Below are 21,776 nucleotides of genomic sequence, written 5' to 3'. Positions count from 1 at the left end.
ATGCTCAGGAGTTCACGTGAAGCAACCTAAAAGTGCAATAAAACTCTCGCCCCCGCCGGTTAGCGAGCCTACGCTCGATGTGACGGGAAAAGGGGCCCGACCCGATTCAGACATCAAGCCCATTCAGATCAAAGTTTCGGTGGCGCGTCATAAAGAGATGAAAGCGTATGCAGCAGAGCAGGGTATATCTATGACGGATATGCTTCTTGAGGGATACCGTATGCTGCGCGAAACGCGCGGTGGTTAACAGCTCAAATGAAATCATTAAACAATGAAATCATTATAGCATGATTTCATTTTGGAGGTTGTGTGCATATCATTGATTTCGCTTTGGGTTTTTCAGGCATTAAAAAGCTCAGTGCCAAAGATAAAAAAAACGCCGCCGAGTGGGGGTTCCTGATTAGTGCGGTATTTATCGTGCCACTCTTCTTTCTGCCGCATGCCAGCGAGCTGGTTAAAATTGGGCTGCAGCTGCTGTGGGGGGCCTGCGTGTCACGCGCAGCGTTCATGGCCAATGATACCTGGAAGAAAAATAAATCACGCTGAAATCTACAGCAAAGCGGATGCGAAATTATGGAAATGCAGGGATTCTTTAACAGGCGTGGGCCCTTTATGTAAACCTCACGGCGGTTGCTCAGTCCGTTCCGCGGTCAATACTTCCGCGGAAAGCAACCACCAATCTCTGTACATCGTGGATGAGTTCTGGCTTTTTTTATAAAAAGTCAGGATGACGGCTGGAATCAGCTCCTGTTTAATCTGCCAGAGGAGGCTAATTAACACGCGCCACGGGGATGTCACTCCATCGCGTGGTCCAAGAAGGGGATAACATCTCCCGCTTCATTTTCCATTCCGTATTAACACCCTGACCCGCGAACCACAGGTTGCCGAGTCCGGACTGGTTGATACCGTCCAGCACCTTCATCAGCTGCGCGCTGTTGGGCCGCGGGCCATCTTCATCGAACAGATTCAGCTGGCTGACGCCGTTCGGGGTGAAGTCATCAAGCATAATGCCGGCCTTCATGAAGCGACGCCCCTCCAGCCAGATACGGTCAAGGCTGCGCATGGCCACCTCAATGATGTCACGCGTGTCCTGCGTGGGGACTTTGAGGTTCTCTCCGGCGCTGTTGCCGTAAAACACCTCGCCGGGTGCGTGCGGCGATGTGCGGATAAAGATGCCCACACGGCGGCAGAACTGCCGCTCTCCGCGCAGCTTTTCCGCCGCGCGCGTCGCGTACTGACATAGCGCCTGCTGCATGGCCACTTTTGACGTGATGCGCTCGCCAAACGATCGCGAGCAGACGATCTGCTGCTTCGCCGGCGCAAACTCTTCCAGCGGAATACAGGACTCGCCGTTCAGCTCGCGGACGGTACGCTCCAGCACCACGCTGAAGTTTTTCCGGATGAGGGCAGGGTGGGCGCGCGACAGCTGCAGGGCGTTTTCAATGCCCATGATGTTAAGCTTTTTCGCGATGCGCCTGCCAACGCCCCAGATTTCCTCCACCGGCTGGTTCTGCAGAAGCGTCTCGGTACGCTTCGGGTTACCGGGAGTCAGAGCCAGCACGCCCTTAAACTGCTTCCATTCTTTGCTCGCCCATTGCGCGCTTTTGGCCAGCGTCTTGGTCGGCCCCATGCCCACGCCGATCGTCAGACCGGTCGTAGACAGGACGTGCGCGCGCAGGCGCCGGCCAAAATGTTCAAAGTCCTCACAGCCATCGATGCCGGTCACTTCGAGGAACATTTCATCGATAGAGTACTGCTCGACCTTCGGCGTCATTTCCTCCAGAGCCGTCATGACCCTGTTCGATAACGAATGGTAAAGGGCATAATTAGAGCTAAACACATGAATGTTCTCTGAATATCCTTCATTCTTTATCTGAAACCACGGTGCGCCCATTTTGATGCCCAGGAGTTTGGCGCCGGCTGAACGGGCAATCACGCAGCCATCGTTGTTGCTGAGCACCACCACCGGCTTGCCGCGCAGGTCCGGACGAAACAGGGCCTCGCAGCTCGCATAGAATGAGTTGACGTCGGCCAGTCCAAACATCGGCATGATTACCTCCGGCGGGCGCGCGTACTGTTGAAGAACCAGGTCACCACCCCGAGCAGTTGCAGCTCCTCGGGATAAATGGTGGAGTAGGCCGGGTTCATCGGGAGCAGGGCGAGGCGGGGGTGCAGCTGCAGGCGCTTGACCGTAAACTCCCCGTTGACCTCCGCAATGACAATATCACCGTGGGACGCCTCTTCTGCCCGGTCGACCACCATGACGTCGCCGTCATACAGTCCCAGCTCCTGCATACTGCTGCCGCTCGCCCGCACGAAGAACGTGGAGGCGCGCCGGCGGATGCAGAGCTCGTTCAGGTCAAGCTCGGCCTCGACATAGTCCTGAGCAGGGGAGGGGAATCCTGCAGCGCAGGGGTCTGCAAACAGCGGCACGCGGACACGCGGCGTGAAGATGGGGGGCCAGAGCAGCATCAGGCCGGAGCTGTAGACTGCGGGCTTCACAGGATGCTCCCGGGAGCTGATGTGGGGGTGAGTGCTGTATGTAAGTCGTGCATAAAATTTCCCTCCAATAATACTGTTTATACGTACAGTATTATTGAGCGGGATTTATCTGGCAAGAGCAAGCCGGGCCGCTCAGCCCGGAAACAGATTTATGTGGCTGAGCGCAGGGAAAAAATATTTTCAACTGGCTGCATCCTGAGCATCTATGCTGACAGCGGGCCCGGGATGCGTACGGATGCGTTCTCAGGCTGTACATCAGCAGCCTGGCTTTCCGCGGCCGGGCTCCTTCTCCTTCCCTTACTTCGGCACCGGAGCGTAAGCAGTCTTTGCGGACATCGGTGACGTGACGCTTCCTCGATACGGCTGTTCGTTCCTCGCGATGCTGCGGTACGCCTCAGCCGTGTCTGCGGCGAGCGCTGCGGGCTGACAGTTAACGGCCGGTATTTTTTTCCGCGACACGTTGTGCAGAACTGACGGACCGTTCTAATCTGGACGAAACGCCTTTTAACCTTCCGGGGTAACCTATGGATGGCCATACCTCACCCGCACGCTTTCTTGCTTATCTTCTGACTGAGCACGATGTCTCCGTGACGCAGCTGTGTGACCGCAGCGGACTCGACAGCGATATCGTCTGGGCTTTTCTTGCGGGTCGTCTGCCGGTAACGCAGACGCTGGCAGAACAGCTGGGCATCGTTTTCCACTCCCCCGGGTTCTGGCTCACCCGTCAGGCCATCTGGATGCGGACGGAGCCCGACGCAGACGCAGCGGCCGGCGGCGACGTTACACCGCTGTGCTAAATTAACAGGTGCCGGTACGGGATTATCTTATCCGTATTCACCAGGGGTAAATAAACTGTATCCGTGCCGGCATCCTCCCGGCCATGCCTCCTGTGTCCAGGGCATCCGCATGGCGTTCTCAGTCTGGCTAACTTTGTTAAGGGGGCAGGAATGAATGCTGACGGTTTCACATCATTCAGCAGAGAAGAACGTAAGCGAGCGCATGAGATGCGCGACCATATTATCCAATATGCCGACGCGCGGGACGCGGTCGGAAATGCGGCAATCCGTATCTGGCAGGCAGGTCATGAGATAAACCACGATACCCTGATGGAGTGCCTTTACGACCGGCTGGCGCTGTCCCGGACAATCGGCGATGAGGACAGTCAGGCTTATCTGCAGCTGGCCATAAGCACGCTTGAATTTAATAAGGGAAGGCTGTGAGAAAAAAAAATCCCCCTGAGGCGGGCGCCGCAGGGGAAAGGAGTTGTTAAGGTAGGCCGGCTTCTCGTACCGGCTTATTGAGCTTAGCATCTTCCGGGCATTTTTTTTCAGAGAGCGTTACTACAGGCTTAGTGTGCCAGTGACCCGCTCCCCGCAAACAGACACTCCTCGATGTCAGTCCTGCCATTTTAACCTCACTCCGGTTGCTCCAGAATTTCAATGCGTATGACTGTTACGGGTTCGCCGCGGCTTCCCGTGACGTAATGCCGCTCAGCCGATCGGATAAACGGGCTGCGGACTTCCAGCATGTCTGCAATTTCGCGGAGCTTTTCTGCCAGGCAGGAAGGTGAAACGGGAAGATACGTCGGGGGCAGGGCTCTGGCCATAAGTGATGACTCACAGTTGTCTGTTGTGTACATCATATTTTCGGCTGCCGGCAGCGTTTCATGAGAGAGGTCATGTTCGTACTTTTCAAAAGAGCAGCTAAGCGCACTTAAAATGCATGCAACCTCCCTCCGTCTGTCGGGCTGCGCCGTGACGTCACCTTAGCCGGGCCGCTTCGTCCGCAAGGCAGGCTTCGCCTCATGACTCACCCGTTCCCCGCCGTTCGCGGGACATTCAGTCCGCTCAGGCGGCGCGTGCGGCTTCGTCCTTCGACCCTGCGTCCTGCGCCATAGCCCGGCTGCCGTGACGTCACGGCGCTGATGCCGTGCAACCTTTAGACAGGAGTGACCATGAATCAATCTCTCACCACTGGCCAGCTGGCCGAACAGCTGCTGCGCTTTGCTCCCGACACACCCTGTGTGGTGCACCTGTGGGTGGCCGATGATTTCGAAGACGTGGCGCCGGAGCTGACGCCCGACGAGGTGCTGGCCACGATCGCGCTGGCCGATGCCTCGCTCGATGCGGATACGAGCCTCAGCTGGTATTTCCTGCGCCACTGCGCCGACACCATCCTTGCCGCACGGGTTGAAAAAGACCCTGCCTGATGATCAGACAACCGGAGGCGGCGGGACAATCCGCCGGACAGGTAATGAGAACAATGACCGTACGTGAATTCCGGGCGCGGCTGGCAGCAGTCGGCGATGACGAGCTGTGTTGCGGCACCTTCTGGCTGGCAGAGGATTTTCTCGGCATTAACCCGGCCATGACGCCGCAGGAGATTGCGGCGGCCATGGAGTATGCCGAAGACCACCATGATGCCAATGAGGGGGTCAACTGGTGGCATCTGGAGATGGCCATCGATGCTGTCATGTTGGAGGGGGAGGGGGAGGGGGAATAGCGCTGCCCGAAGTGCAGTTGCAGATCCTCTGATGTCGCCGGTCACGGCGGCATCACTGCCGGAATGAAAAAAGGTTGTCGCTGCGCTCCGCCTTCATGCCGTCCTCCGTCCTGCGGCCGGAAAACGGCGGTCATAAAGTGCCGTGCCCTCACGGTAGCCGGGCGGCCTCGCAAACAAGGGAAGCTGTCGCCGGACGGCTCACCCGTTCCCCGCCGTGCGCGGGACATTCAGTCCGCTCCGGCGGCGCGTGCGGCTTGCGCATCCGCCCCTGTTTGCTCCGCTGGTCGCCCGTCTGTGTGGAGGTCACGGCACCACTACCGGTGCCCCTTCATACACAGGAGCATCACTATGTCTCGATTCATGCACGGCGACAGCGTACAGGTTATGGGCGGCTTTCCGGATAAAAGCATTGATTTCATCCTCACCGATCCGCCGTACCTCGTCGGATTTAAGGATCGCTCCGGCCGGTCAATTGCCAACGACGTTAACAGCGAGTGGGTTCAGCCGGCGAGCAACGAAATGTTCCGGGTGCTGAAAGACAACAGCCTGGCGGTGAGCTTCTATGGCTGGAACCGGATCGACATTTTTATGCAGGCGTGGAAGGCGGCGGGGTTCCGCGTGGTGGGCCATATCGTGTTCACCAAACCCTACGCCTCAAAGTCGGCCTTTGTAGGCTATCAGCACGAAAGCGCGTACGTGCTGGCCAAAGGGCGCCCTGCGCTGCCGGCGAAGCCACTGCCCGATGTGATGCCGTGGGAGTACACCGGCAACCGCTATCACCCGACCGAAAAGCCGGTCAGCGCCCTGCGCCCATTAATCGAAACCTTCACGCAGCCCGGTGCCATTGTTCTGGACCCGTTTGCGGGTTCCGGCTCAACCTGCGTGGCCGCCCAGGAATGCGGGCGCCGCTGGATCGGTATCGAGCTGATGGAGCAGTACCACGCAGCCGGCCTGCGCCGCCTGTATGCCCATCGCGACGCCCGCGCGGCCTGATAACCGGAGACAAGACGATGAACGATCACACTATGCACCCTGAGACCGACACCCTGGCGGCCGACGTCGCTGACCTGGAAGAATCGCTGTATGAGTTTCACCTGCGCCTGCGCGACATGATTGCGCGCCACCTCTGGCACGGCGCCAGTAGGGAAGAGCGCATGACGGGCCTGCTGATTGAGGGGATTGACAGCGACCTGGTTGAACTCTACCGACGCGCGGCCGTGATACAGAAGCACCTGAGGGCGTGACTGATTAAAAAAAGAGCACGATGCTGTATCCCTGCCGGCGCACGGCAGGGCCAGCTTTATCCACAGGGTTCCGGGGCGGATATGCACCCCGGATGTGGACAAGGGGATAAGGATGTCGCCACGCTCCGCCGTTTATGCACGCCGGCGGCGTGCGGGAATAAACGTCCGTGCGGTCTGCGGCCGGTGCCGTGACTTCACTTTAGCCCGGCCGCTGCGTGTTCAAGAGATCGCTTCGCTCACCGTCCTCACCCGTTCGCACTCGCCTCAGCGGGCTTACTCCCGTCGCGCCTCCGCTCATGCTTCGCGTCACCGCCGTGCGTAAACCCGCCTCGCGCTCGCTTGCGCTGCGGCCTCCGGCGGTGCTCGTGAACACTCCGCTTTTCGCCGGGCTGTCATTCAGTCACGGCACAGGCCGGAACGGTTAACCACACTGACTGCGGAGATTTCTGATGAATACTGCCATCCCTGCTTTTGAGTCCGCGCGCGTCCTCGACGGCTATGCGCGCCTGCGTTTTCTGCCCGCGCTGTTTGGCGACGATTTCATGCGCGCCGAAAACAACGTGTACCTGTACGCCGATCGTTTCCTGACGGACTACGGCGGCGGCGTGTGGGACTTCGCGCTGCTGCCGTCCGGCGGTGGCTTCATGAAGCCCGCAGCGGAGGAAACCTGGCGTTTCGTTAACCCGGCAAACTACAGCGATGTTCGCCTGAGCAGCGAGGCGGCGGGCATCGTGATCACTTCACTGGTGCTGAATCACCGGAGCTGGATGTATGACCGTCACGACGAGGGTGAGCTGTGTGCGCTCTACTGCCGCCGTCATCGCCAGCTGACCGATTACGCCTTTGAACACCCGGAAGCCGCCGCAATTTTTCGCGCGCTGGACTGATTAACCTACCGGGCGGCACGGGCCGCTCCGGTTCAGGAGAAAAAACATGATGCACGGTAACGTTAAAGAAGTGTGTACCCGCCTGATGGAGTCATTCGGTGAAGACTGCCCGGTTGCGGTACTGGTCTGGACGTTGGAAGACGTGCTGGACAGCGCGGAATGCATGGATATCACAGGGGAAGAAGCGGGCAGGGTGCTGGAGTACATCGCGGAGGATGGCGACCATCGCCGCTATGGCATCGGGCGGGAAGCGGTGCGGGACATGCTGGCAAACCTGCGCGAGGAGGACGCACAGACGCGGGAGGTCACGGTGTCCGCCTTCGCGCTGGCACAGGTGCTGCGCGTGGCGGGCGATTATATGCGCCTTGAGGATGCGCAGGGAGGCAAGGGAACGGCAAAACGCCTCTGGCCACAGGAACATGAGGCTATCAGAGCGATGATGGCCGCACTGGAATAACAGGCGGGGCAGGGTAGGGAAGTCCGCCGCCCCTCTCCGGCCGCGAAAACACCCTGCCGCCTCCGGCGGCCTGCGGGAGAACCGCGCCTACCGGCGCCGTTTTCCGCACCCAGTGGTCAGTCTGTAAAACAGCGTTAACGAGTCAGTTAAGCCGTTTTTTATGCACCGAAACGGTTTTTTGAGTCGGTTTTTTTACGAATCTGCTGCCGTTTTCGTTTGCTGATTCAGTCAGAGAGCAAACCAGAAAGCCCGACTTCGGGCCCCCTCCGGCTCCCCGGCAAGCCGGGTCGTCGAGCCCTACGTCGCTAAGCGGCAAGCCGCCAAGCGCCGCCGAACCCCTGCGGGTTTCGTCCGCAAGCGGTTTCGGTCTGATGTCCAGGTTCAACGGCTGCAACCGGCTGTCGCCGGTGCGTTCACCGGGCGCGCTGCGCCCTTCAAGGTCGCCACGCCGTTCCGTCGTGTCGGGTGTGTTCGTGCCGTTTTCGCGCGCGGCGGGCCTGTTCCGGTCAGTCCAGGCGCGGAGGGCTTTTCGTAGCACCGTCATTCGTCAGCTGCAAGGGTGAAATGAACGCCTGCGGCGCCCTTGCATCTGCCGCCTGCCGTTGCTCCTTTGCCCTTCGCCGCGACTGGATCGACCGAAACATGACAACCCACCTCAGCAGGAGAAATGCCATGAACACACACAACGTCAACGTCAACACCGCCACGCCAGAATCTCCCAAAACATGGGGGAAGGGCCAGGGCATTCCGGGCCTGAATCCGGCGCTGGCCGCGAGCCTGAACTTGCTTTCCACGCTCCACACCGAACGCATGACGCTGGATGAGCGGCTGGAGCTGCTTTACGGCTCGCTGAGCACCCTGGCGGAGCGCATGGCCGATACCGTGACCGACTGGTCGCTGCCCCGCCCGGTGTTGCCGCTGGCGTCCTGGCAGGCATGGGATGCGGCGAAGGCTATGGCGCACGGACTGCCGGGCATTGATGGCGATGCAGCGTGGGAGTCGGCAATGGGTGACCTGCGCCTGATGCTGAAAGCGGGATATGCGATGCACGTGGCAGACGTGTACTGAAACCGGCAAAGACACACCGTCAACGAAAAAAGGAGCATCACGATGAAAGAACATGACACCGCCGCCACGCTGGCGGCCACGCAGTCAGAAATCCCGGGCCTGACGCCGGGGCTGGCAGAAAGCCTGGCGGCCCTGACGGCGCTCGGAAAGCACCGCCTCAGCGCCAGCGAGGAGCACGAGCACCTGTGGTTCACGCTGCACGATATGGCGCAGCAGATTGCCGACACCGTGCAGGACAGTGTGCTGCCGCTGTCTTCGTTCCGGGCGTGGATTGTGGCGAGCCATATCGTGCACGCGCAGTTTGGCAGCCGGGGTGAGGTGGTGTGGGGGCGGGCGAGCGGCGCGCTGGCGGCGCGCCTGACGGATATCAGCCTGCGGCAGGAGCCCGGCAACCCACAGGCGTAAAAAAGGCAGGGTTGCCCCTGCCTTCTCCACGGTCGCCAGATACCGCTGACGACCTCATCAAAACCAAAAGCTCAGGAGAGTTATATGAATTTTGACCCGCAAATCGTCGCACAGGCGCAGGCGTTTGTAAAAGGCTTTAACAGCGGTCGCGGCGTACGCGTTCCTAAAATGACATTCAGCAACTGGCCGCACTTCATGCGCGCCGTGCGTCAGCAGCTGGAGGTGCAGTCATGAGCGTACAAAAAAACCTGTCCCCGGACGTTGCGCTGCAAACGGTGACGCAGGCTGATATCACGCGCGCGCTGGGCGAATTCTGCTTTATCCGGCTTGATAACGGCGATGAGGCCTTTTATTACAACGGATTCTGGCTCACCGGTGCGGACGGCGAGAGTAATGAACCGTCGGTGCAGGGGCTCGCACAGCGTACCGCCCGGGCGGGCAGCAGGCATCTGCGCAGCGTCGAGCTCCCGGTGCCGGAGGACAAAGAGTGGTGCTGGGATGACATAGTGACAGAGCTGGCGCGCTGCGCCATCACGCGCGAGCTGCGCGGCGAGCTTATTGTGACCGGCAGCGAGACCCGCTACGGGCGCGGCATCCACGTGTGCAACGATCCGCTGCTGAGCGGTATCAACAGTAACCTCTGGTTCCCGCTTGACCCGACAGAAAGCTGGTTTACGGGCATCGAGCGCGTGCTGATGATGAACGGCGTGGCGGAGAACGTGGTGCGCATTGACTCGCTTCGTGACTGCGCGGCGTACCATGAATGGAAGGTGGTGTATAACCGGAAGGTCACAGACTAGCGCGAAAAAAAGGCAGGGGAGGAGACCCCCTGCCTCCTTTCACCACCTGAACAGGGCTGAACGGGCGGTTTTTGCAGCTTACCTTGAGGAAACATCCGGTGTTCCCACTGAAAACTATAGCACCGGGCCGGGCGGAGGATGATACCGTGATCACAACTGGCCATCATGGAGTGGCAAAACCTGATGTCAGCAATGCCTGACCGTGCGTCGCAAGGAGACGATGATGAGTTTTTTAATGCTGGGTTCCCTGCTGAGCCTGATTTATGCGCTGGCCTTCCGTTACGTGGTGCCGGGCGAGATAAGCAGCCTGGCATACTGGTGCGGCTACGCGATGTGTTTCGTGCTGGCGCGTCTGCTGGCCTCAAAGCATCCGCAGCCCGCAGGTGACCGGGCAGTAATTAAGATCCTGGCGCTGGCCGTGCCGGTAGGGGGCGTGCTCCTGTGCGTATGGGGCGGCATGAACCTGCTGGCTGACCCGGCGGCCGGACAGGAAGGCGCTGACGTGCTGTACTCCGCATCTTACGGGCGGCTGCTGCCCGTTTTGTCCATGGTAACGGGTGCCGCCATCGTGGCCGTGGCACTGTACCGCATCAGAAGCCGGACACGGCGGTAAATCCCGGCTTTGCCGGTGAAGGGCGGTGCTGACGCACCGTCCCTCACTGTTTGCCTGCGCGGTCTCCAGGCGTCTGCTTTTCTCTCCGTCTTATCTGGTTTCTTCCTGCTGCTCCGCTTCTTCTTGCTGTTCCCCTGAACCATAACCCCCATAAGGTCACGGACCATGGCCACCTTCGGCTCCCCGGCAAGCCGGGTCGTCGAGCCCTGCTCCGCTAACCGGCAAAGCCGGCAAGCTCCGCCGGACCGCAAAGGGCCGCGTTCCGGGCCTGCGGCCAGGGTCTGATGGCTAAGGTCAACGGCTGCAGCGGGCTTGCGCCCGCGCGTTCACTAGCCACATAAAGCCGTGGCCGCTGAAGCCCGGACCGGCGGAGCCGTCCGGGGTGTGTTCGTGCTCATCTCCCCTCTGGCTGCGCATGTTACGGCCAGCCCGTTGCGGAGGGCTGGTCGTAGCACCGCCGGTTCGGGCAAAAAGGGGTGAAGTGCACGTCGCCAAAAACTTTTTGCCTGGTGCCGCAAAAACTTTTCGTCGCCGCCCCTTTATGCCCTCTCTTCGCCGTTGCTCCTTTGCCCTTCGCCGCAACGAACTCACCGAAACATGGTTTCAGCAACCGACAACAGGAGAACCAGCATGAACACACAGAACGTCAAAACCGCCGCTGCCGAATCTACCGAAACAGGGGTTAAGGGACAGGAAAGCATCGACCTGAGCCTGGCTCAGTTTGCGGACCTGTACCGCTGGATCCGTGCAAACGGTGAGTTTACCGGCGTGGCGGGCGTGCACTGGGCACAGTTTGCAGAAATGACGCTGATCGAGGAGCCCACACCGGAGCCCGAGGCCCTGAAGATCTACGTCCGCGACGGGTATCCCGCAGCCGTCCAGGAATACGACACCGGATTTATTGTGGTCCGCAAATACTACGCCGCCGGGCAATAAGCCCGGTTACTGAATTCATTTTCTCTCATTTTATTTAAGGAATATTAATATGGTCCGTTTATCAACCCGCTACGCTGCGCCCACCTCCGTGCGTAAAAATAATCCGCTGAGCAATGATGAGTTAATGCGCGTCGTGCCGAGCGCATTTTCTGTTGAAAAACATGATTCACGCTCAGAGCGATATACGTATATTCCGACCGTTACGCTGCTGGATAAACTGCGCGAGGAAGGTTTTCAGCCTTATTTTGCGAGCCAGTCCCGCGTGCGCGACCCGGAGCGCCGCGACTTTACCAAACACATGATCCGCCTGCGCCGGGGGAATAACAACGGCGGGGAAGAGGTTCCCGAAATTGTATTACTGAACAGCCACGACGGTTCCAGCAGTTATAAGATGATCCCCGGCATTTTCCGTAAGGTGTGCAGCAACGGCCTGGTGTGCTGGAAATCATTCGGTGAAATTAGCGTGCCGCATAAAGGCGATATTGTGTCGCAGGTTATCGAAGGTGCTTATGAGGTGCTCGGCGTGTTCGATAAGGTGGAAAATAATATCGACACGATGAAAGCCATTCAGGTAAATAGCGAGGAAAGGCGCCTGCTGGGACAGCTGGCACTTGAATACAAATATGACGGAAAGGAGCCACCGGTCACGGCTGAGCGGATTATTCAGCCGCGCGCCTGGTATGACAAAGGCACTGACCTGTGGACCGCGTTTAATATCGTGCAGGAAAACCTGATTAAGGGCGGCGTCACCGGCAGAACGGCGAAGGGAAAAAGAACCACCACCCGACCGGTAACGGGCATTGATGGCGATATTAAGCTGAATCAGGCGCTGTGGAAAATGGCGGAAGAGTTCGCAAAACTGAAGTCGTAATGTTTAACCCCGGTTGCCGGGGTTATTTTGATGCGGTGCTGACGTCCGCGCTGAGAAAGGTTTCCGGCGCGGGCGTTTTTTTATTCTGTTGTGACATGGCGGCGTAAACCTCATCGCGGGCGATCAGCACGCGGTAAATGCTTTTTATGATGGCCGCATATTCACGTCGCTGTTTTATCAGCTTCGGACTGGGGCCGGTGTTATACATCCCGACGCTGTCCCAGTTCCTGCCGTACTGCCTGAAGTTGCGCGCCTCGATCCATGCGCCGGTGTAAATGCAGATGCACGGATCCTTGAGCAGCCTTTCACGCGTAATATCAAATCTTTTCAGCTGATTAAAGTGAGAGCTGTTGATCTGCATATTACACACGTCGTGCGTTCCGCCGCTGCTTTTGGTATTCAGTGCGTTATTACGCATGCGTGACTCCTGTATGGAATGCGCCATCAGCAGGCGCGGATCAATACCAAAATCCTGACCGGCTTTTGTAAAGCACATTTCCGGTGCGGCCTGCGCGCTGAATACAGCGGCAAGCCCGAGAGCAGCAAACCATTTCATTCTGATAATCTCACGTGCATGCGCGTAATGCGCCGGGCGGGTTCGTGTGAAAAATACGCGGTCAGGTAATCCCTGGCAAGATAATTCGTTACAGTCGCGCACGATGCGCTGACGGGGAGGTGATGAACATCGTCCGGGATATAAAGAATTCAGGAAGATAGCAATATTTAACAAGCCGCTTTTGAGAGGTAAGATTTCATCACACCCCACGCAAGATGTTATCTTGCAGTTTAGTGGTTTAAAAACATGATGTTAACGTGATTTTGTGGCTGTTTTTGAGAGGTGTCAGTGAGATTGTGTGTGAATTAACACACAAAACAGTGCCGGATTGTGTGTTATTGCAGTGCCGAATTGTGTGTTAATGAGGTGCCTGATTGTGTGTCATTGCAGTGCCGTTTTGTGTGTTAATCCGGCACTGCAAACGGCACTGTGATGTGTGTTAATTGTGGTTATTGAATAAAAACATATAATTAAGATATAAAATTAACCTCGCAGTGCCGGATTGACACACATTAAACAGGGCTGTAGTGCCGAATTAACACACATCAAAAAGGGGGGTAGTGCCTGATTAACACACATCAAAAGCGGGCGTAGTGCCGGATTAACACACATCAGAAAGGGTGGTGGTGCCGGATTAACACACATCCAGGCGATGTGCGGTGCCGGATTAACACACCTGTCCGATTAAATGAACAGTGCCGGATTGACACACACTGAACCTGGTGTAAATAATACGGACAGGAAAGGTTTATCCGAATGCGGCAGGCAGGCCATAGCCGACAGGAAGATATTGATAAATAAATCAGAATGGCAGGGAAAAATAATGCCTGTCCAATAAGGAACCCCGGTATGTCACGCAGGAACATTTACTTCAAAGAAAAAACGGAAAGGGAAGTGCAGGAGCTGGTGCAGATTGAGCTGCAGAACGGCGCCAGCCACGGCGAAGTTAACTTTTCCTCCATCGTGAATGAACTCGTCGGTATTGGCCTGATGGTAAAAAAACATCAGGGAGAGGGAAATAAATTCGACACGGAAGAGTTTAACCGCGACTTAATACGCCGCGTGGCAGGGACGCGGGAAGGCACCAGCATTATGATGGCGATGCTCACCGAAATGTATCTGCACCTGCGCGGAGAGTCGGGCGCGCAGGCGCTGGAAGAGATGATTGACCAGAATCTTACCGGCATGAGCGCGGCTGAAGATAAAGCCGAAAATAAGCACTTTATTCTGGAGGAATAAACCTCTCCGGACAGTCATTCAAAGTCGGCAGCGCATCGATCCTTACTTATTTACTTTAAGATGCGCTGACTGATTTCCGGAGCGAAATGTTTATCTCACCCCATTACGCGATTTATCAAGGTTATCGTGACCACTCTGCTCATTGTTTCTGGTATCTCTCAATTTATTTTGAGTGATGATTGTTGTTCGATAGAAATACTGAGAATGAATGAGGAGGTTATATTTATGCTAGCCGGAAGCTAACGAGTTCACGTTTTGAGTCCTGAATTTTCAGGTGGTTTGCCCGTCGGGATGAGGTGTATTGTGTTCATACAAGGTACTGTGCTGAGTCGTTATTAATTCCTCCCTGCTGATTATCCTGAGTGTGAAGAGGCGGCTCTGCTGATTTTATGATTTCATGTCGCCACGCGGGAGTATTTATCCGTGTGGCGACCACAGATGAAAGCGGTTCGCTGTGAAGTTAAAATGACAGAGCAGGACAGAAGTGATTATTTATTAAATAAGATGTTGTCAGGTGATTTTTAATCAGGGGTCCTGCTGCTTACCTGTCAGAGGATTCTCCGCCACCACGACCTTCTCCAGAATAAACTCATCAAATAATATGGCGAGCTCGCGCAGCCTTCTTACCTCCTCGGTCTCCGGCAGCTGCTGCTCCGTTAAATAATTCAGCGACCCGAGCAGGCGCGCCTGTATTTCCATATTGACGCTGCGGCGGTTAAAGCGGGCGCTGATTTCCATGTCCCGCCGTAAATTCTCCGGAAAGCTGCTGCTGAACGCCGTGTTTTTACCGGGAATAAACGTTTTTTTATCTGCGTGAGCGCCTTCATCTTCGCTGTATTCTTTCCGGATAATATCCAGACGCCCCTGAATAAACTCATCGAACATTCTGGCCAGCGCAACCAGCCGCTGACCCTCATCGGTTTTAATCACGTGACGACGCGGAGAAAACTGCATCGACGTTATTAACCGGCTGATGATTTCGTCGTTGGTGGTAAATCGCCTGACGCGCGCCGCCACCCGTAATTCCATCAGAAGATTTTCCGGTAGCCACAGTTTCCGGTACTGCATTTCCCCGCGGGCATATTTACGCGGTCGTCCGCGACCGTCGCCCATCTTTTCTTTTACTTTCATGCGTTATCACCTCCTTACGAGGCTCACCCTGGACAGGCAGCAAGCGTACGCCACCCCCTTTCAGGATTAATCCTAAAAAAATGCATGAGAGTCATTAAAAGTGTGACATGCGTCACAGATTTTTTTTTTTTGAGAAAATGTACACTTACGGCGCGTTACGTCTGTTTACGCACACTGACATTTCTTTAACTCAAATCGAGGGTTTTACACATGAAAGTTGTCACGTCACACCCTGCGCCGGTGCAGGGGTCTGCGGGAGCCTGCCCGGCGCTCAGCGAGGCGGCGCCACAGGGACTTATCGGCACTGCCCGCGTCGCCTTCAGGCTTATTTACAACCACCTTTACCGTCACCGTGCGAACGCCCTGCTGATTTGCCTTGCGGTGCTGGCCTTTGCGCTGCCGCACCTGGTACGCGCCGAAGACCTGCTCGCCAGTCAGAAGGGGGACGCCAAGGATACGTTTGGCCATGGCAGCACCGTCGAATGGGGGTTGTACATCGCCGAAATCATTCTTTCACTTGGCGCCTACATCAAGGTGCGCAACCCGATGATTCTTGTTGGTGGCATTCCGTTCCTTATCGTTATCACCCGCGTGTTCTTCAGCCTCGCCGGCTGACCCCGTCATGGACAGGGAATCGCTTCAGTACCAGTTCCCGGAAACCCTCAATCAGCAGAAACGCCTCGCCGGACTCCCCACGGAGGAAGCCGTGCTTATTATTGCGTGCGGCATCATCGGCTTTGTGTGCGACATGTTCATCGTGATGCTGATTGTGGCCGGCGCGCTCTGGCTGTTAGTCCGCCACCTGAAGAAGGGGCAGGGCACCTGGTGGCTCCTGAACCTTCTTTACTGGTACCTGCCCACCGCGCTGCTCCGGCTGCAGTTCCGCCGCGTGCCCGACTCGGGCAACCGGCACTGGATGCAGTAACCCGCGCGCCGCCCCCGGGTGGCGCTTATTAAAAGGATAACGCTATGAAGTATCAGGTCCGGGAGGGGCGCAACCGGGTAATCATTCTGGCCCTGTGCGCGCTTTCGCTGCTCGTGTTTATTCTCGCCGCCAGCAACGTCGTGACCGGCGCGCTGGCGTGGCACTTTGCAAAAACGCAGAGGACGCAGACCATTCCGATGATGTTTGACCGCCCGTACACCTCGGACTCCGCCTCCGGAGACGCGGCCTTAAACGGCATGCTGGTGCGCTCTTTCATTAACCTCCGCCTCTCCGTCACGCCGGAAACCGTGGACAGCCAGCACGCCGCCCTGCTGCGCTTCGTTCCCGCAGAAAACCGTGACGACATGAAAAAGCAGCTTGCCGCCGAAGCTGAGTACATCAAAAAGAACGGCGTCTCCTCCGTGTTCCGCATCGATGACGAAATGACCGACACCACCACCGGCGACGTCATCGCGCAGGGCACGCTGAGCGCCAGCACCATCAACGGCAACCTGAAGACTTCGCTTCCGGATGCGCATAAAGCCTACCGGCTCAGCGTGCACTACGTGGACGGCCTTATCCGCCTGACGGCCTTCCCCGAGGTGCCCTGGACCCAACCTGAACGCCGCCCGCAACAGGACTGAACCCATGAAAATAACCCTTTCTGCCATCGCCGCTGCCGGCGCGCTGGCGCTGCTGCCCGCCGCGCACGCCGCCGTGCCCGGTCCGGCCGGCACGCCGTTTGAGAACAATGCGCACCTGAAGGCGCAGATGAGCAACACCAGCCCCAACAAAATCATCATCGACGGCGAGCTGATCACCGGCATCACCGGACCGGACAACGCCTATACAAAGGCCAACACCGCCGACGGCGCGCTGCTCATCACGCCGCTCACCGGGCAGGACTTCACCATCTTCCTGGAAACCGCCGGCGGCGTCGGCGTCTCGATCGACGTTTCCCCCAAACCCGGCAACGGCCGCACGCTGCATCTCATCCCGGCGGACGTGCCGCTGAAGCCCAACCCGGACGCGAAGGTGTGGGAGGAGAGCCAGCCCTTCCAGAAAACGCTGGTGAGCGTGGCCCGCAGCGTCGTGAACGGCGACGTGCCGGAGAACTACACCGAGGTGAAAGCTTCGCGCGGTCCGGCGTATAACCCGCCCGCGGGCGTGCAGCTGACGCCGGAGCGCCAGCTGGCCGGCTCGCACCTGAGGGTGATGCGCTACCGCATGAAAAACACCGGCTACATCACGCGCGCGCTCAGCGAAAAGCAGTTCTGGCAGAAGGGCGTGCGCGGCGTGATGCTGTCTACCCGCACCCTGTACGCAAACGGCGAGGGGTTCGTGTGGGTGATTTTCTCCACTGACGCGGAGGGCGGGTCATGAGCAACATCAACACCGCCACGCGCCGCCGCCAGTGGGTGATTGCAGGCGTCTCTGCCGCGGTCATGCTGGCGGTGGGCGGCGGCATCTGGGCGTACTCGCACCATCAGGCGGAGCTGAACAGGCCCGCACCGAAGGCCGCGCCGAACCTGACCGGCGGCCTGATTAACACCTCCTTTACCGAGGGCGTGGCCACCGCGGCGCTGCAGCAGCAGCAGAACAAGACCGCCGGCCTTGAGCGCGACCTCGGCACGCTGACCAGCTCGCTGAAGAGTCAGAACGACGATCTGAAAAAGCAGCTCAGCACGATGGCTGATGCCATCGCGGCGCTGCAGACGCAGCAGGCGCAGGGCAATAAAGCGCCCGCAAACGGCCCGGCCGCGACGCCGCCCGCCAGCGGTCCGGTTTCCGGCGGCCCGTCCGGACCGGCGCAGTGGAACATTAATAACCCCGGCAGCGGCCCGGCCGCCGGGCAGGGCGCACAGTTCTATCCCTCGCAGGGACAGCCGCAGGGGCAGGGGTTCTATCCCGGCGCCGGCACGGTGCGCCCGGGCGGCCTGAGCCGCGACACCTTCACCTACGCCTCGCTCACCGACAAGAAAACGAAGCTGCCCTGGATACCCTCCGGCTCCTTCTCCGAGGCGGTGATGATTGAGGGCGCGGACGCCAACGCCAGCGTGACTGGTCAGCAGAATACCGCCGCAGTGGTGATTACGCTGGTTGGTGATGTCTCGATGCCAAACGGCAAAACGTACAGCATGGACCAGTGTCGCGTCACCGGGGAAATCTGGGGTGACATCTCCAGCGAGCGCGGCGAGGTGCGCACCAGAAACATCAGCTGCATCCTGAAGAACGGGAAGCACATCGACATGCCGTTTAAAGGGCATGTTGCCTACCAGGGTAAAGAAGGCATACGCGGCAAGCCGGTGATGCGTAACGGCGCCATCATCGCCAACGCCGGGGCGGCAGGCCTGCTGTCCGGCTTCGGTGAGGGCATCAAGTCCGCGGCTACGCCGACGGTAGGACTCGGCGGCAGCGCGTCGGTCGGCGCGGGCGACATCTTTAAGCAGGGGCTTGGTGGTGGGGCGAGCAAGGCGGCGGACACGCTGAGTCAGTACTGGATCAAGCGCGCCGAGCAGTATCACCCGGTGATAGATATCGGGGCCGGCAACGCCGTGACCGTGGTGTTCCAGGATGGCTTCCGCCTGGAGACGCTTGAGGACGCCGAGGCCGAGAAGGCGAAGAAAGAGGCGCCGCAGCCGGTGGTGCAGCAGACCGCGGCGAACCAGCCGGTCACCAGCGGCGGCGGCAACAGCGCCCCGGTGTTAAACCCCGACGAAGTTCTGCGTCAGGCCAGCCAGCTGCGCCTGGGCGACACCATTAACTGACAGGAGTGAGAGATGGAAAACTGGTACGTGGCACAGACGAAGTGGGCGCAGGAGAAAAACGCGCAGCAGCATCTTACCGAACAGGGCGTCACCTGCCTGCTGCCGGTATTCTCCCGCGTCCGCCTGCGCAACGGCAGGGTGCGCGGCGTGACGCCGCAGCCGCTCTTTCCGGGCTACCTGTTTGTGCGCTTCGATCCGGAGGTGGTGCACACCACCGCCATCAAGGGCACGCGGGGGATTTCCACTCTCATCAGCTTCGGCGGCCTGCCGTCGGTAGTGCCCGACCGCGTCATCGCGCAGCTGGAGGCCGGCTGGGAAGGCGTGCCGCTCACCACGGACGCGCCGCAGGACGGTGACCGCGTGATGATTGAGGACGGGGCCTTTGAAGGGCTGGAAGCGGTGTGGTGTGAACCCGACGGTATGAAGCGCGCCATCCTGCTGCTGACCCTGATGAACCGGCAGGTGCGCGTGCCGGTGGAAAGCCCTATGCGCTTTCACATCACCGCGCGCGGGGAGGCAGCATGATCAGGATATTTAAAGGCCGAATGAAAACATGTCAGCGCCCGGGGTTTTATGCCATCGCCCTGCTGCTGGTGATCAATACGGCCACCGTTGCCTGGCTGATGCATGCGGGGATATCAGACTGGCCGGGCTGGTCACCCTGGCGTCTGTCACTGGTGATTTCGCCCGTACTCCTCAGATTACACTGGGCCGCTGACCGTATCGATACGGTCATCATTGCCTGCATCATGACGTTTTGCTGGGCACTGTTGCCCGCAGGCTGGCTCGCGGTTGCACTGTGGAACGGGCATTTTCCGGTTATGGACCCCGCCTGGTTGATTTTCCCGTGCGTGGTATCCACGTTCTTCTGCTGCCTGATGACCTTAATGGTCCTGATATTTTAGGAGGAGGTATGCACGCTTCAACGGAAAAGCGCCGCCGTCGCCAGCTGAGGCGGATGCGCATGATGGCCGCGTACCGGACGGGCAGTCATTCACCTTATGTGGGTAACGGGAGCAGCCATGAATAAACGTACCCGCAGGGAACAGCGTATCCGCCTCTGCGCGCTGCAGCTCCGCTACCGGAAGGCGTGGAAGACGCAGGCGAGCAGCTGCAGTCTCGCGGCGCTGCTCACTGAAATTGAGGCGATTCAGCATTGTCTGGCCGCGGACAGTACTCAGAAGGAGGCCGTATGCAGATGAGCTTTCAGCGGCTGGCCATTGCAAGTGCCGCCAGCGCCTTTCTGGCTGGCGCGGCACTGCTGCTCCACCTGTCAGGCGTCGTTCTTTAACCTTATCTATTGAGGATCGTTGCAGCATGGCGTGCGAGGGTGAGCATGCTCCAGTTTATTCAGCGCCCCGGCTGCAAGTGAGGACATCCCCATGCCAAAACGCTTTGCGTGCGTAGTGCTGTGTAGCCTGCTGACGGCTTGCAGCGAAACGGGTCACCCACCGCTTATCTGGTTTTCAGTCGCGTATCTGGTACCCGCACTGATAACCCTGATTGCAGGTAGGATATTTTTCAGCCGAAAAATGCTGACGGCCAATGTGCTGATAATTACGCTTATGAATACGCTGGGATTTTATGTTTACCCTGCAGAACCTGAACCGTCTTTCAGACTCATCTCTATGGGCGTGTTCAGTATGTACTTTGCCATGATCGGCCCCGGGCTGAGCTATGACATCAGCAACGGGCAGCCCCGGTTCGGATTTGTCGGGCGAACATTAGCCGGGTGTGTCACACCCTTCCTGTGCGTCGGACTCCTCTGGTGGGTTCTGCTAACGGGATAAGTGTATCAGGGGGGATATTTTCCAGACCCCGACAATCACTGATATCTCAAAGATGACGGCCCAGAAAAACATGATGGCTTTGCTGAGGCGGGGATATATGGCTTCAAGCTCACGGAAGTAAATCAACACATAACACGTCATCCAGATAAAAATGATCAGGGCGGCTGTTATCAGTATCAGGGCGAACAGCACGACGGGGGCTGAATATTTCAGCATGGGCAGTGCCAGTGAAAAAAGCAGGCCGCCCGTCACGTTGCCCAGCGCAGTCTCTCTGATGATGTTTCTTACGATTTCGAGTGCATTCTTATCTCTGATAATGCGCATCAGCGTCACAGGTAAACTCCTGAACTGTTGAACATCGGGGTGGCACGGCAATTCTGCGCAGTTCCGGTTCGCTTCATCAAGACTTTTTACTCTCAACCATCATCCATCGCGGCCCGGCCGCAACTGAGGACATCCCCATGCAAAAACTCTTTGCGTGCGCACTGCTGTGCGCTGCGCTCACCGGCTGCGCCGGCATGAACTCTGACTTTGACTGCAACAAAACCGCCACCGACCAGTGCCTGTCGATGTCTGATGCCAGCAAGCTGGCATCGAAAGGGCAAAGCCTGGACGACCTGATCGCCCAGAAGGAGGCCGGCCCAAAGCCTGCCGCTGAGGCGCTGGCGACGCCCGGCAACGTGAAGCCCGCCGTTAACCCTTACCGCCCCGTGAGCGTGGCGACGCTTACACCCCGTCCTGTCTCCGGTCAGACGCTGAGCGCAGACAGCCTCCGGGCCTCCACGGTGCCGGTTCGCGCAGCGGCACCGGTGGTGCCGGGAGACTACAGCGGTCCGGGACAGGTGGACGCCCGCCGCATTCCGGACGCGACGCAGCGCCTGTGGATTGCGCCGTGGGTCGACGAGCAGGACAGCTTCCATCAGCCCGCCGTGGTCGAGTTTGTGAAGCAAAAATCGCGCTGGGATGAAGACTTCCGCGTCATCAGCGAGGGGGAATAATGAAAAAACGATTCTCTTTCTGCGATGGGCATGAGCAGCCGGCGTCCGCAGCGTCTGCGGCCGCACTGCACCACCGGGTCAGGC

34 protein-coding genes are annotated in these 21,776 nt (G+C 58.4%); 28 read left to right on the top strand and 6 right to left on the bottom strand.

Going from position 1 to position 21,776, the window contains the following annotated elements:
• Positions 1 to 16: 16 nt before the first annotated feature.
• Together IAE30_RS27745 and IAE30_RS27740 are read left to right on the top strand one after the other, a co-directional pair.
• A complete protein-coding gene (locus IAE30_RS27745; protein ID WP_200681419.1) occupies positions 17 to 247 on the top strand; it encodes a hypothetical protein in 231 nt (76 codons plus the stop codon).
• A gap of 62 nt (positions 248 to 309) precedes the next feature.
• A complete protein-coding gene (locus tag IAE30_RS27740) occupies positions 310 to 546 on the top strand; it encodes a hypothetical protein (RefSeq protein WP_200681418.1) in 237 nt (78 codons plus the stop codon).
• A gap of 223 nt (positions 547 to 769) precedes the next feature.
• Here the strand turns inward: IAE30_RS27740 and umuC are convergent, their stop codons facing one another.
• Both umuC and umuD read right to left on the bottom strand, forming a co-directional pair.
• Positions 770 to 2,044, bottom strand: a complete 1,275-nt coding sequence (gene umuC, locus IAE30_RS27735; RefSeq protein ID WP_200681427.1) for a translesion error-prone DNA polymerase V subunit UmuC — start codon at positions 2,042 to 2,044, stop codon at positions 770 to 772.
• 8 nt (positions 2,045 to 2,052) lie between these two features.
• Positions 2,053 to 2,472: a translesion error-prone DNA polymerase V autoproteolytic subunit gene (gene umuD / locus IAE30_RS27730; protein ID WP_200681426.1), complete on the bottom strand. Its 420-nt coding sequence runs from the start codon at positions 2,470 to 2,472 to the stop codon at positions 2,053 to 2,055.
• Positions 2,473 to 3,026: 554 nt separating this feature from the next.
• On the opposite strand from umuD, the gene IAE30_RS27725 reads away from it, so the two are divergent.
• The 8 genes from IAE30_RS27725 to IAE30_RS27690 all read left to right on the top strand — a co-directional run bounded on the left by IAE30_RS27725 (position 3,027) and on the right by IAE30_RS27690 (position 7,592).
• Entirely contained in the window at positions 3,027 to 3,299 is a 273-nt protein-coding gene (locus IAE30_RS27725; protein ID WP_200681417.1) for an XRE family transcriptional regulator, read from the top strand.
• A 150-nt stretch (positions 3,300 to 3,449) separates the two neighbouring features.
• Positions 3,450 to 3,722: a hypothetical protein gene (locus tag IAE30_RS27720; RefSeq protein WP_200681416.1), complete on the top strand. Its 273-nt coding sequence runs from the start codon at positions 3,450 to 3,452 to the stop codon at positions 3,720 to 3,722.
• 734 nt (positions 3,723 to 4,456) lie between these two features.
• Positions 4,457 to 4,711: a hypothetical protein gene (locus IAE30_RS27715; protein WP_200681415.1), complete on the top strand. Its 255-nt coding sequence runs from the start codon at positions 4,457 to 4,459 to the stop codon at positions 4,709 to 4,711.
• Between the two features lie 53 nt (positions 4,712 to 4,764).
• Positions 4,765 to 5,004, top strand: a complete 240-nt coding sequence (locus IAE30_RS27710) for a hypothetical protein (protein WP_200681414.1) — start codon at positions 4,765 to 4,767, stop codon at positions 5,002 to 5,004.
• Positions 5,005 to 5,352: 348 nt separating this feature from the next.
• Entirely contained in the window at positions 5,353 to 5,997 is a 645-nt protein-coding gene (locus IAE30_RS27705; RefSeq protein WP_200681413.1) for a DNA methyltransferase, read from the top strand.
• Between the two features lie 17 nt (positions 5,998 to 6,014).
• Positions 6,015 to 6,248: a hypothetical protein gene (locus IAE30_RS27700; RefSeq protein ID WP_200681412.1), complete on the top strand. Its 234-nt coding sequence runs from the start codon at positions 6,015 to 6,017 to the stop codon at positions 6,246 to 6,248.
• Between the two features lie 449 nt (positions 6,249 to 6,697).
• Positions 6,698 to 7,135 (top strand): antirestriction protein, encoded by a 438-nt coding sequence (locus IAE30_RS27695; protein ID WP_200681411.1) that lies wholly within the window; start codon positions 6,698 to 6,700, stop codon positions 7,133 to 7,135.
• Between the two features lie 46 nt (positions 7,136 to 7,181).
• Positions 7,182 to 7,592 (top strand): DUF1380 family protein, encoded by a 411-nt coding sequence (locus tag IAE30_RS27690; protein ID WP_200681410.1) that lies wholly within the window; start codon positions 7,182 to 7,184, stop codon positions 7,590 to 7,592.
• Between the two features lie 142 nt (positions 7,593 to 7,734).
• On the opposite strand, the gene IAE30_RS27685 is transcribed toward IAE30_RS27690, so the two are convergent.
• Positions 7,735 to 8,136: a hypothetical protein gene (locus tag IAE30_RS27685; RefSeq protein ID WP_200681409.1), complete on the bottom strand. Its 402-nt coding sequence runs from the start codon at positions 8,134 to 8,136 to the stop codon at positions 7,735 to 7,737.
• Positions 8,137 to 8,264: 128 nt separating this feature from the next.
• Here IAE30_RS27685 and IAE30_RS27680 point away from each other — a divergent pair, with 128 nt between their 5' ends.
• The 7 genes from IAE30_RS27680 to IAE30_RS27650 all read left to right on the top strand — a co-directional run bounded on the left by IAE30_RS27680 (position 8,265) and on the right by IAE30_RS27650 (position 12,285).
• Entirely contained in the window at positions 8,265 to 8,660 is a 396-nt protein-coding gene (locus tag IAE30_RS27680) for a hypothetical protein (RefSeq protein ID WP_200681408.1), read from the top strand.
• 42 nt (positions 8,661 to 8,702) lie between these two features.
• Positions 8,703 to 9,065 (top strand): hypothetical protein, encoded by a 363-nt coding sequence (locus IAE30_RS27675; RefSeq protein ID WP_200681407.1) that lies wholly within the window; start codon positions 8,703 to 8,705, stop codon positions 9,063 to 9,065.
• A gap of 84 nt (positions 9,066 to 9,149) precedes the next feature.
• Positions 9,150 to 9,299 (top strand): succinate dehydrogenase flavoprotein subunit, encoded by a 150-nt coding sequence (locus IAE30_RS27670; RefSeq protein WP_155288038.1) that lies wholly within the window; start codon positions 9,150 to 9,152, stop codon positions 9,297 to 9,299.
• On the top strand, positions 9,296 to 9,865 hold the full coding sequence (locus IAE30_RS27665; protein ID WP_200681406.1) for a hypothetical protein: 570 nt from the start codon (positions 9,296 to 9,298) through the stop codon (positions 9,863 to 9,865). Before IAE30_RS27670 ends, IAE30_RS27665 begins: the two co-directional genes overlap by 4 nt.
• A gap of 220 nt (positions 9,866 to 10,085) precedes the next feature.
• A complete protein-coding gene (locus tag IAE30_RS27660) occupies positions 10,086 to 10,478 on the top strand; it encodes a hypothetical protein (RefSeq protein ID WP_200681405.1) in 393 nt (130 codons plus the stop codon).
• Between the two features lie 630 nt (positions 10,479 to 11,108).
• Positions 11,109 to 11,414 (top strand): hypothetical protein, encoded by a 306-nt coding sequence (locus tag IAE30_RS27655; RefSeq protein WP_200681404.1) that lies wholly within the window; start codon positions 11,109 to 11,111, stop codon positions 11,412 to 11,414.
• Positions 11,415 to 11,463: 49 nt separating this feature from the next.
• On the top strand, positions 11,464 to 12,285 hold the full coding sequence (locus IAE30_RS27650) for a DUF932 domain-containing protein (protein WP_200681403.1): 822 nt from the start codon (positions 11,464 to 11,466) through the stop codon (positions 12,283 to 12,285).
• Positions 12,286 to 12,307: 22 nt separating this feature from the next.
• Here the strand turns inward: IAE30_RS27650 and IAE30_RS27645 are convergent, their stop codons facing one another.
• Entirely contained in the window at positions 12,308 to 12,841 is a 534-nt protein-coding gene (locus IAE30_RS27645) for a lytic transglycosylase domain-containing protein (protein ID WP_200681402.1), read from the bottom strand.
• A gap of 849 nt (positions 12,842 to 13,690) precedes the next feature.
• Between IAE30_RS27645 and IAE30_RS27640 the strand changes: the two genes are divergently transcribed.
• Positions 13,691 to 14,080 (top strand): relaxosome protein TraM, encoded by a 390-nt coding sequence (locus IAE30_RS27640; RefSeq protein WP_200681401.1) that lies wholly within the window; start codon positions 13,691 to 13,693, stop codon positions 14,078 to 14,080.
• A gap of 525 nt (positions 14,081 to 14,605) precedes the next feature.
• On the opposite strand, the gene IAE30_RS27635 is transcribed toward IAE30_RS27640, so the two are convergent.
• On the bottom strand, positions 14,606 to 15,211 hold the full coding sequence (locus IAE30_RS27635) for a hypothetical protein (RefSeq protein WP_200681400.1): 606 nt from the start codon (positions 15,209 to 15,211) through the stop codon (positions 14,606 to 14,608).
• A 210-nt stretch (positions 15,212 to 15,421) separates the two neighbouring features.
• Here IAE30_RS27635 and IAE30_RS27630 point away from each other — a divergent pair, with 210 nt between their 5' ends.
• From IAE30_RS27630 to IAE30_RS27590, 9 genes are all read left to right on the top strand, one after another.
• Positions 15,422 to 15,826, top strand: a complete 405-nt coding sequence (locus IAE30_RS27630) for a conjugal transfer protein TraA (RefSeq protein ID WP_200681399.1) — start codon at positions 15,422 to 15,424, stop codon at positions 15,824 to 15,826.
• A gap of 7 nt (positions 15,827 to 15,833) precedes the next feature.
• Positions 15,834 to 16,136, top strand: a complete 303-nt coding sequence (gene traL / locus IAE30_RS27625; RefSeq protein ID WP_200681398.1) for a type IV conjugative transfer system protein TraL — start codon at positions 15,834 to 15,836, stop codon at positions 16,134 to 16,136.
• A 44-nt stretch (positions 16,137 to 16,180) separates the two neighbouring features.
• A complete protein-coding gene (locus tag IAE30_RS27620; RefSeq protein ID WP_200681397.1) occupies positions 16,181 to 16,780 on the top strand; it encodes a TraE/TraK family type IV conjugative transfer system protein in 600 nt (199 codons plus the stop codon).
• 4 nt (positions 16,781 to 16,784) lie between these two features.
• Positions 16,785 to 17,519 carry an F-type conjugal transfer protein TraK gene (gene traK / locus IAE30_RS27615; protein WP_200681396.1) on the top strand — a complete coding sequence of 245 codons (735 nt, stop codon included), beginning with the start codon at positions 16,785 to 16,787 and terminating at the stop codon, positions 17,517 to 17,519.
• On the top strand, positions 17,516 to 18,904 hold the full coding sequence (gene traB / locus IAE30_RS27610; RefSeq protein WP_200681395.1) for an F-type conjugal transfer pilus assembly protein TraB: 1,389 nt from the start codon (positions 17,516 to 17,518) through the stop codon (positions 18,902 to 18,904). Before traK ends, traB begins: the two co-directional genes overlap by 4 nt.
• A gap of 12 nt (positions 18,905 to 18,916) precedes the next feature.
• Complete coding sequence (gene rfaH, locus IAE30_RS27605; protein ID WP_200681394.1) at positions 18,917 to 19,429, top strand: transcription/translation regulatory transformer protein RfaH; 513 nt, start codon at positions 18,917 to 18,919, stop codon at positions 19,427 to 19,429.
• A gap of 20 nt (positions 19,430 to 19,449) precedes the next feature.
• Complete coding sequence (locus tag IAE30_RS27600; RefSeq protein WP_200681393.1) at positions 19,450 to 19,809, top strand: hypothetical protein; 360 nt, start codon at positions 19,450 to 19,452, stop codon at positions 19,807 to 19,809.
• Positions 19,810 to 19,926: 117 nt separating this feature from the next.
• Positions 19,927 to 20,106 (top strand): hypothetical protein, encoded by a 180-nt coding sequence (locus tag IAE30_RS27595; RefSeq protein ID WP_200681392.1) that lies wholly within the window; start codon positions 19,927 to 19,929, stop codon positions 20,104 to 20,106.
• A gap of 180 nt (positions 20,107 to 20,286) precedes the next feature.
• Positions 20,287 to 20,694 carry a hypothetical protein gene (locus IAE30_RS27590; protein WP_200681391.1) on the top strand — a complete coding sequence of 136 codons (408 nt, stop codon included), beginning with the start codon at positions 20,287 to 20,289 and terminating at the stop codon, positions 20,692 to 20,694.
• Here the strand turns inward: IAE30_RS27590 and IAE30_RS27585 are convergent.
• Complete coding sequence (locus IAE30_RS27585; protein ID WP_200681390.1) at positions 20,683 to 21,027, bottom strand: hypothetical protein; 345 nt, start codon at positions 21,025 to 21,027, stop codon at positions 20,683 to 20,685. The two genes, IAE30_RS27590 and IAE30_RS27585, sit on opposite strands and share 12 nt — an antisense overlap.
• Before the next feature lie 128 nt (positions 21,028 to 21,155).
• Between IAE30_RS27585 and traV the strand changes: the two genes are divergently transcribed.
• Complete coding sequence (gene traV / locus IAE30_RS27580; RefSeq protein WP_200681389.1) at positions 21,156 to 21,692, top strand: type IV conjugative transfer system lipoprotein TraV; 537 nt, start codon at positions 21,156 to 21,158, stop codon at positions 21,690 to 21,692.
• Positions 21,693 to 21,776 lie beyond the last annotated feature (84 nt).

This window comes from Pantoea sp. S61, assembly GCF_016625145.1.
In the GTDB taxonomy this organism is placed as follows: domain Bacteria; phylum Pseudomonadota; class Gammaproteobacteria; order Enterobacterales; family Enterobacteriaceae; genus Pantoea; species Pantoea rwandensis_B.
The sequence above is the reverse complement of the archived record's forward strand: the minus strand, read 5'-3'. Positions and strand labels throughout refer to the sequence as shown.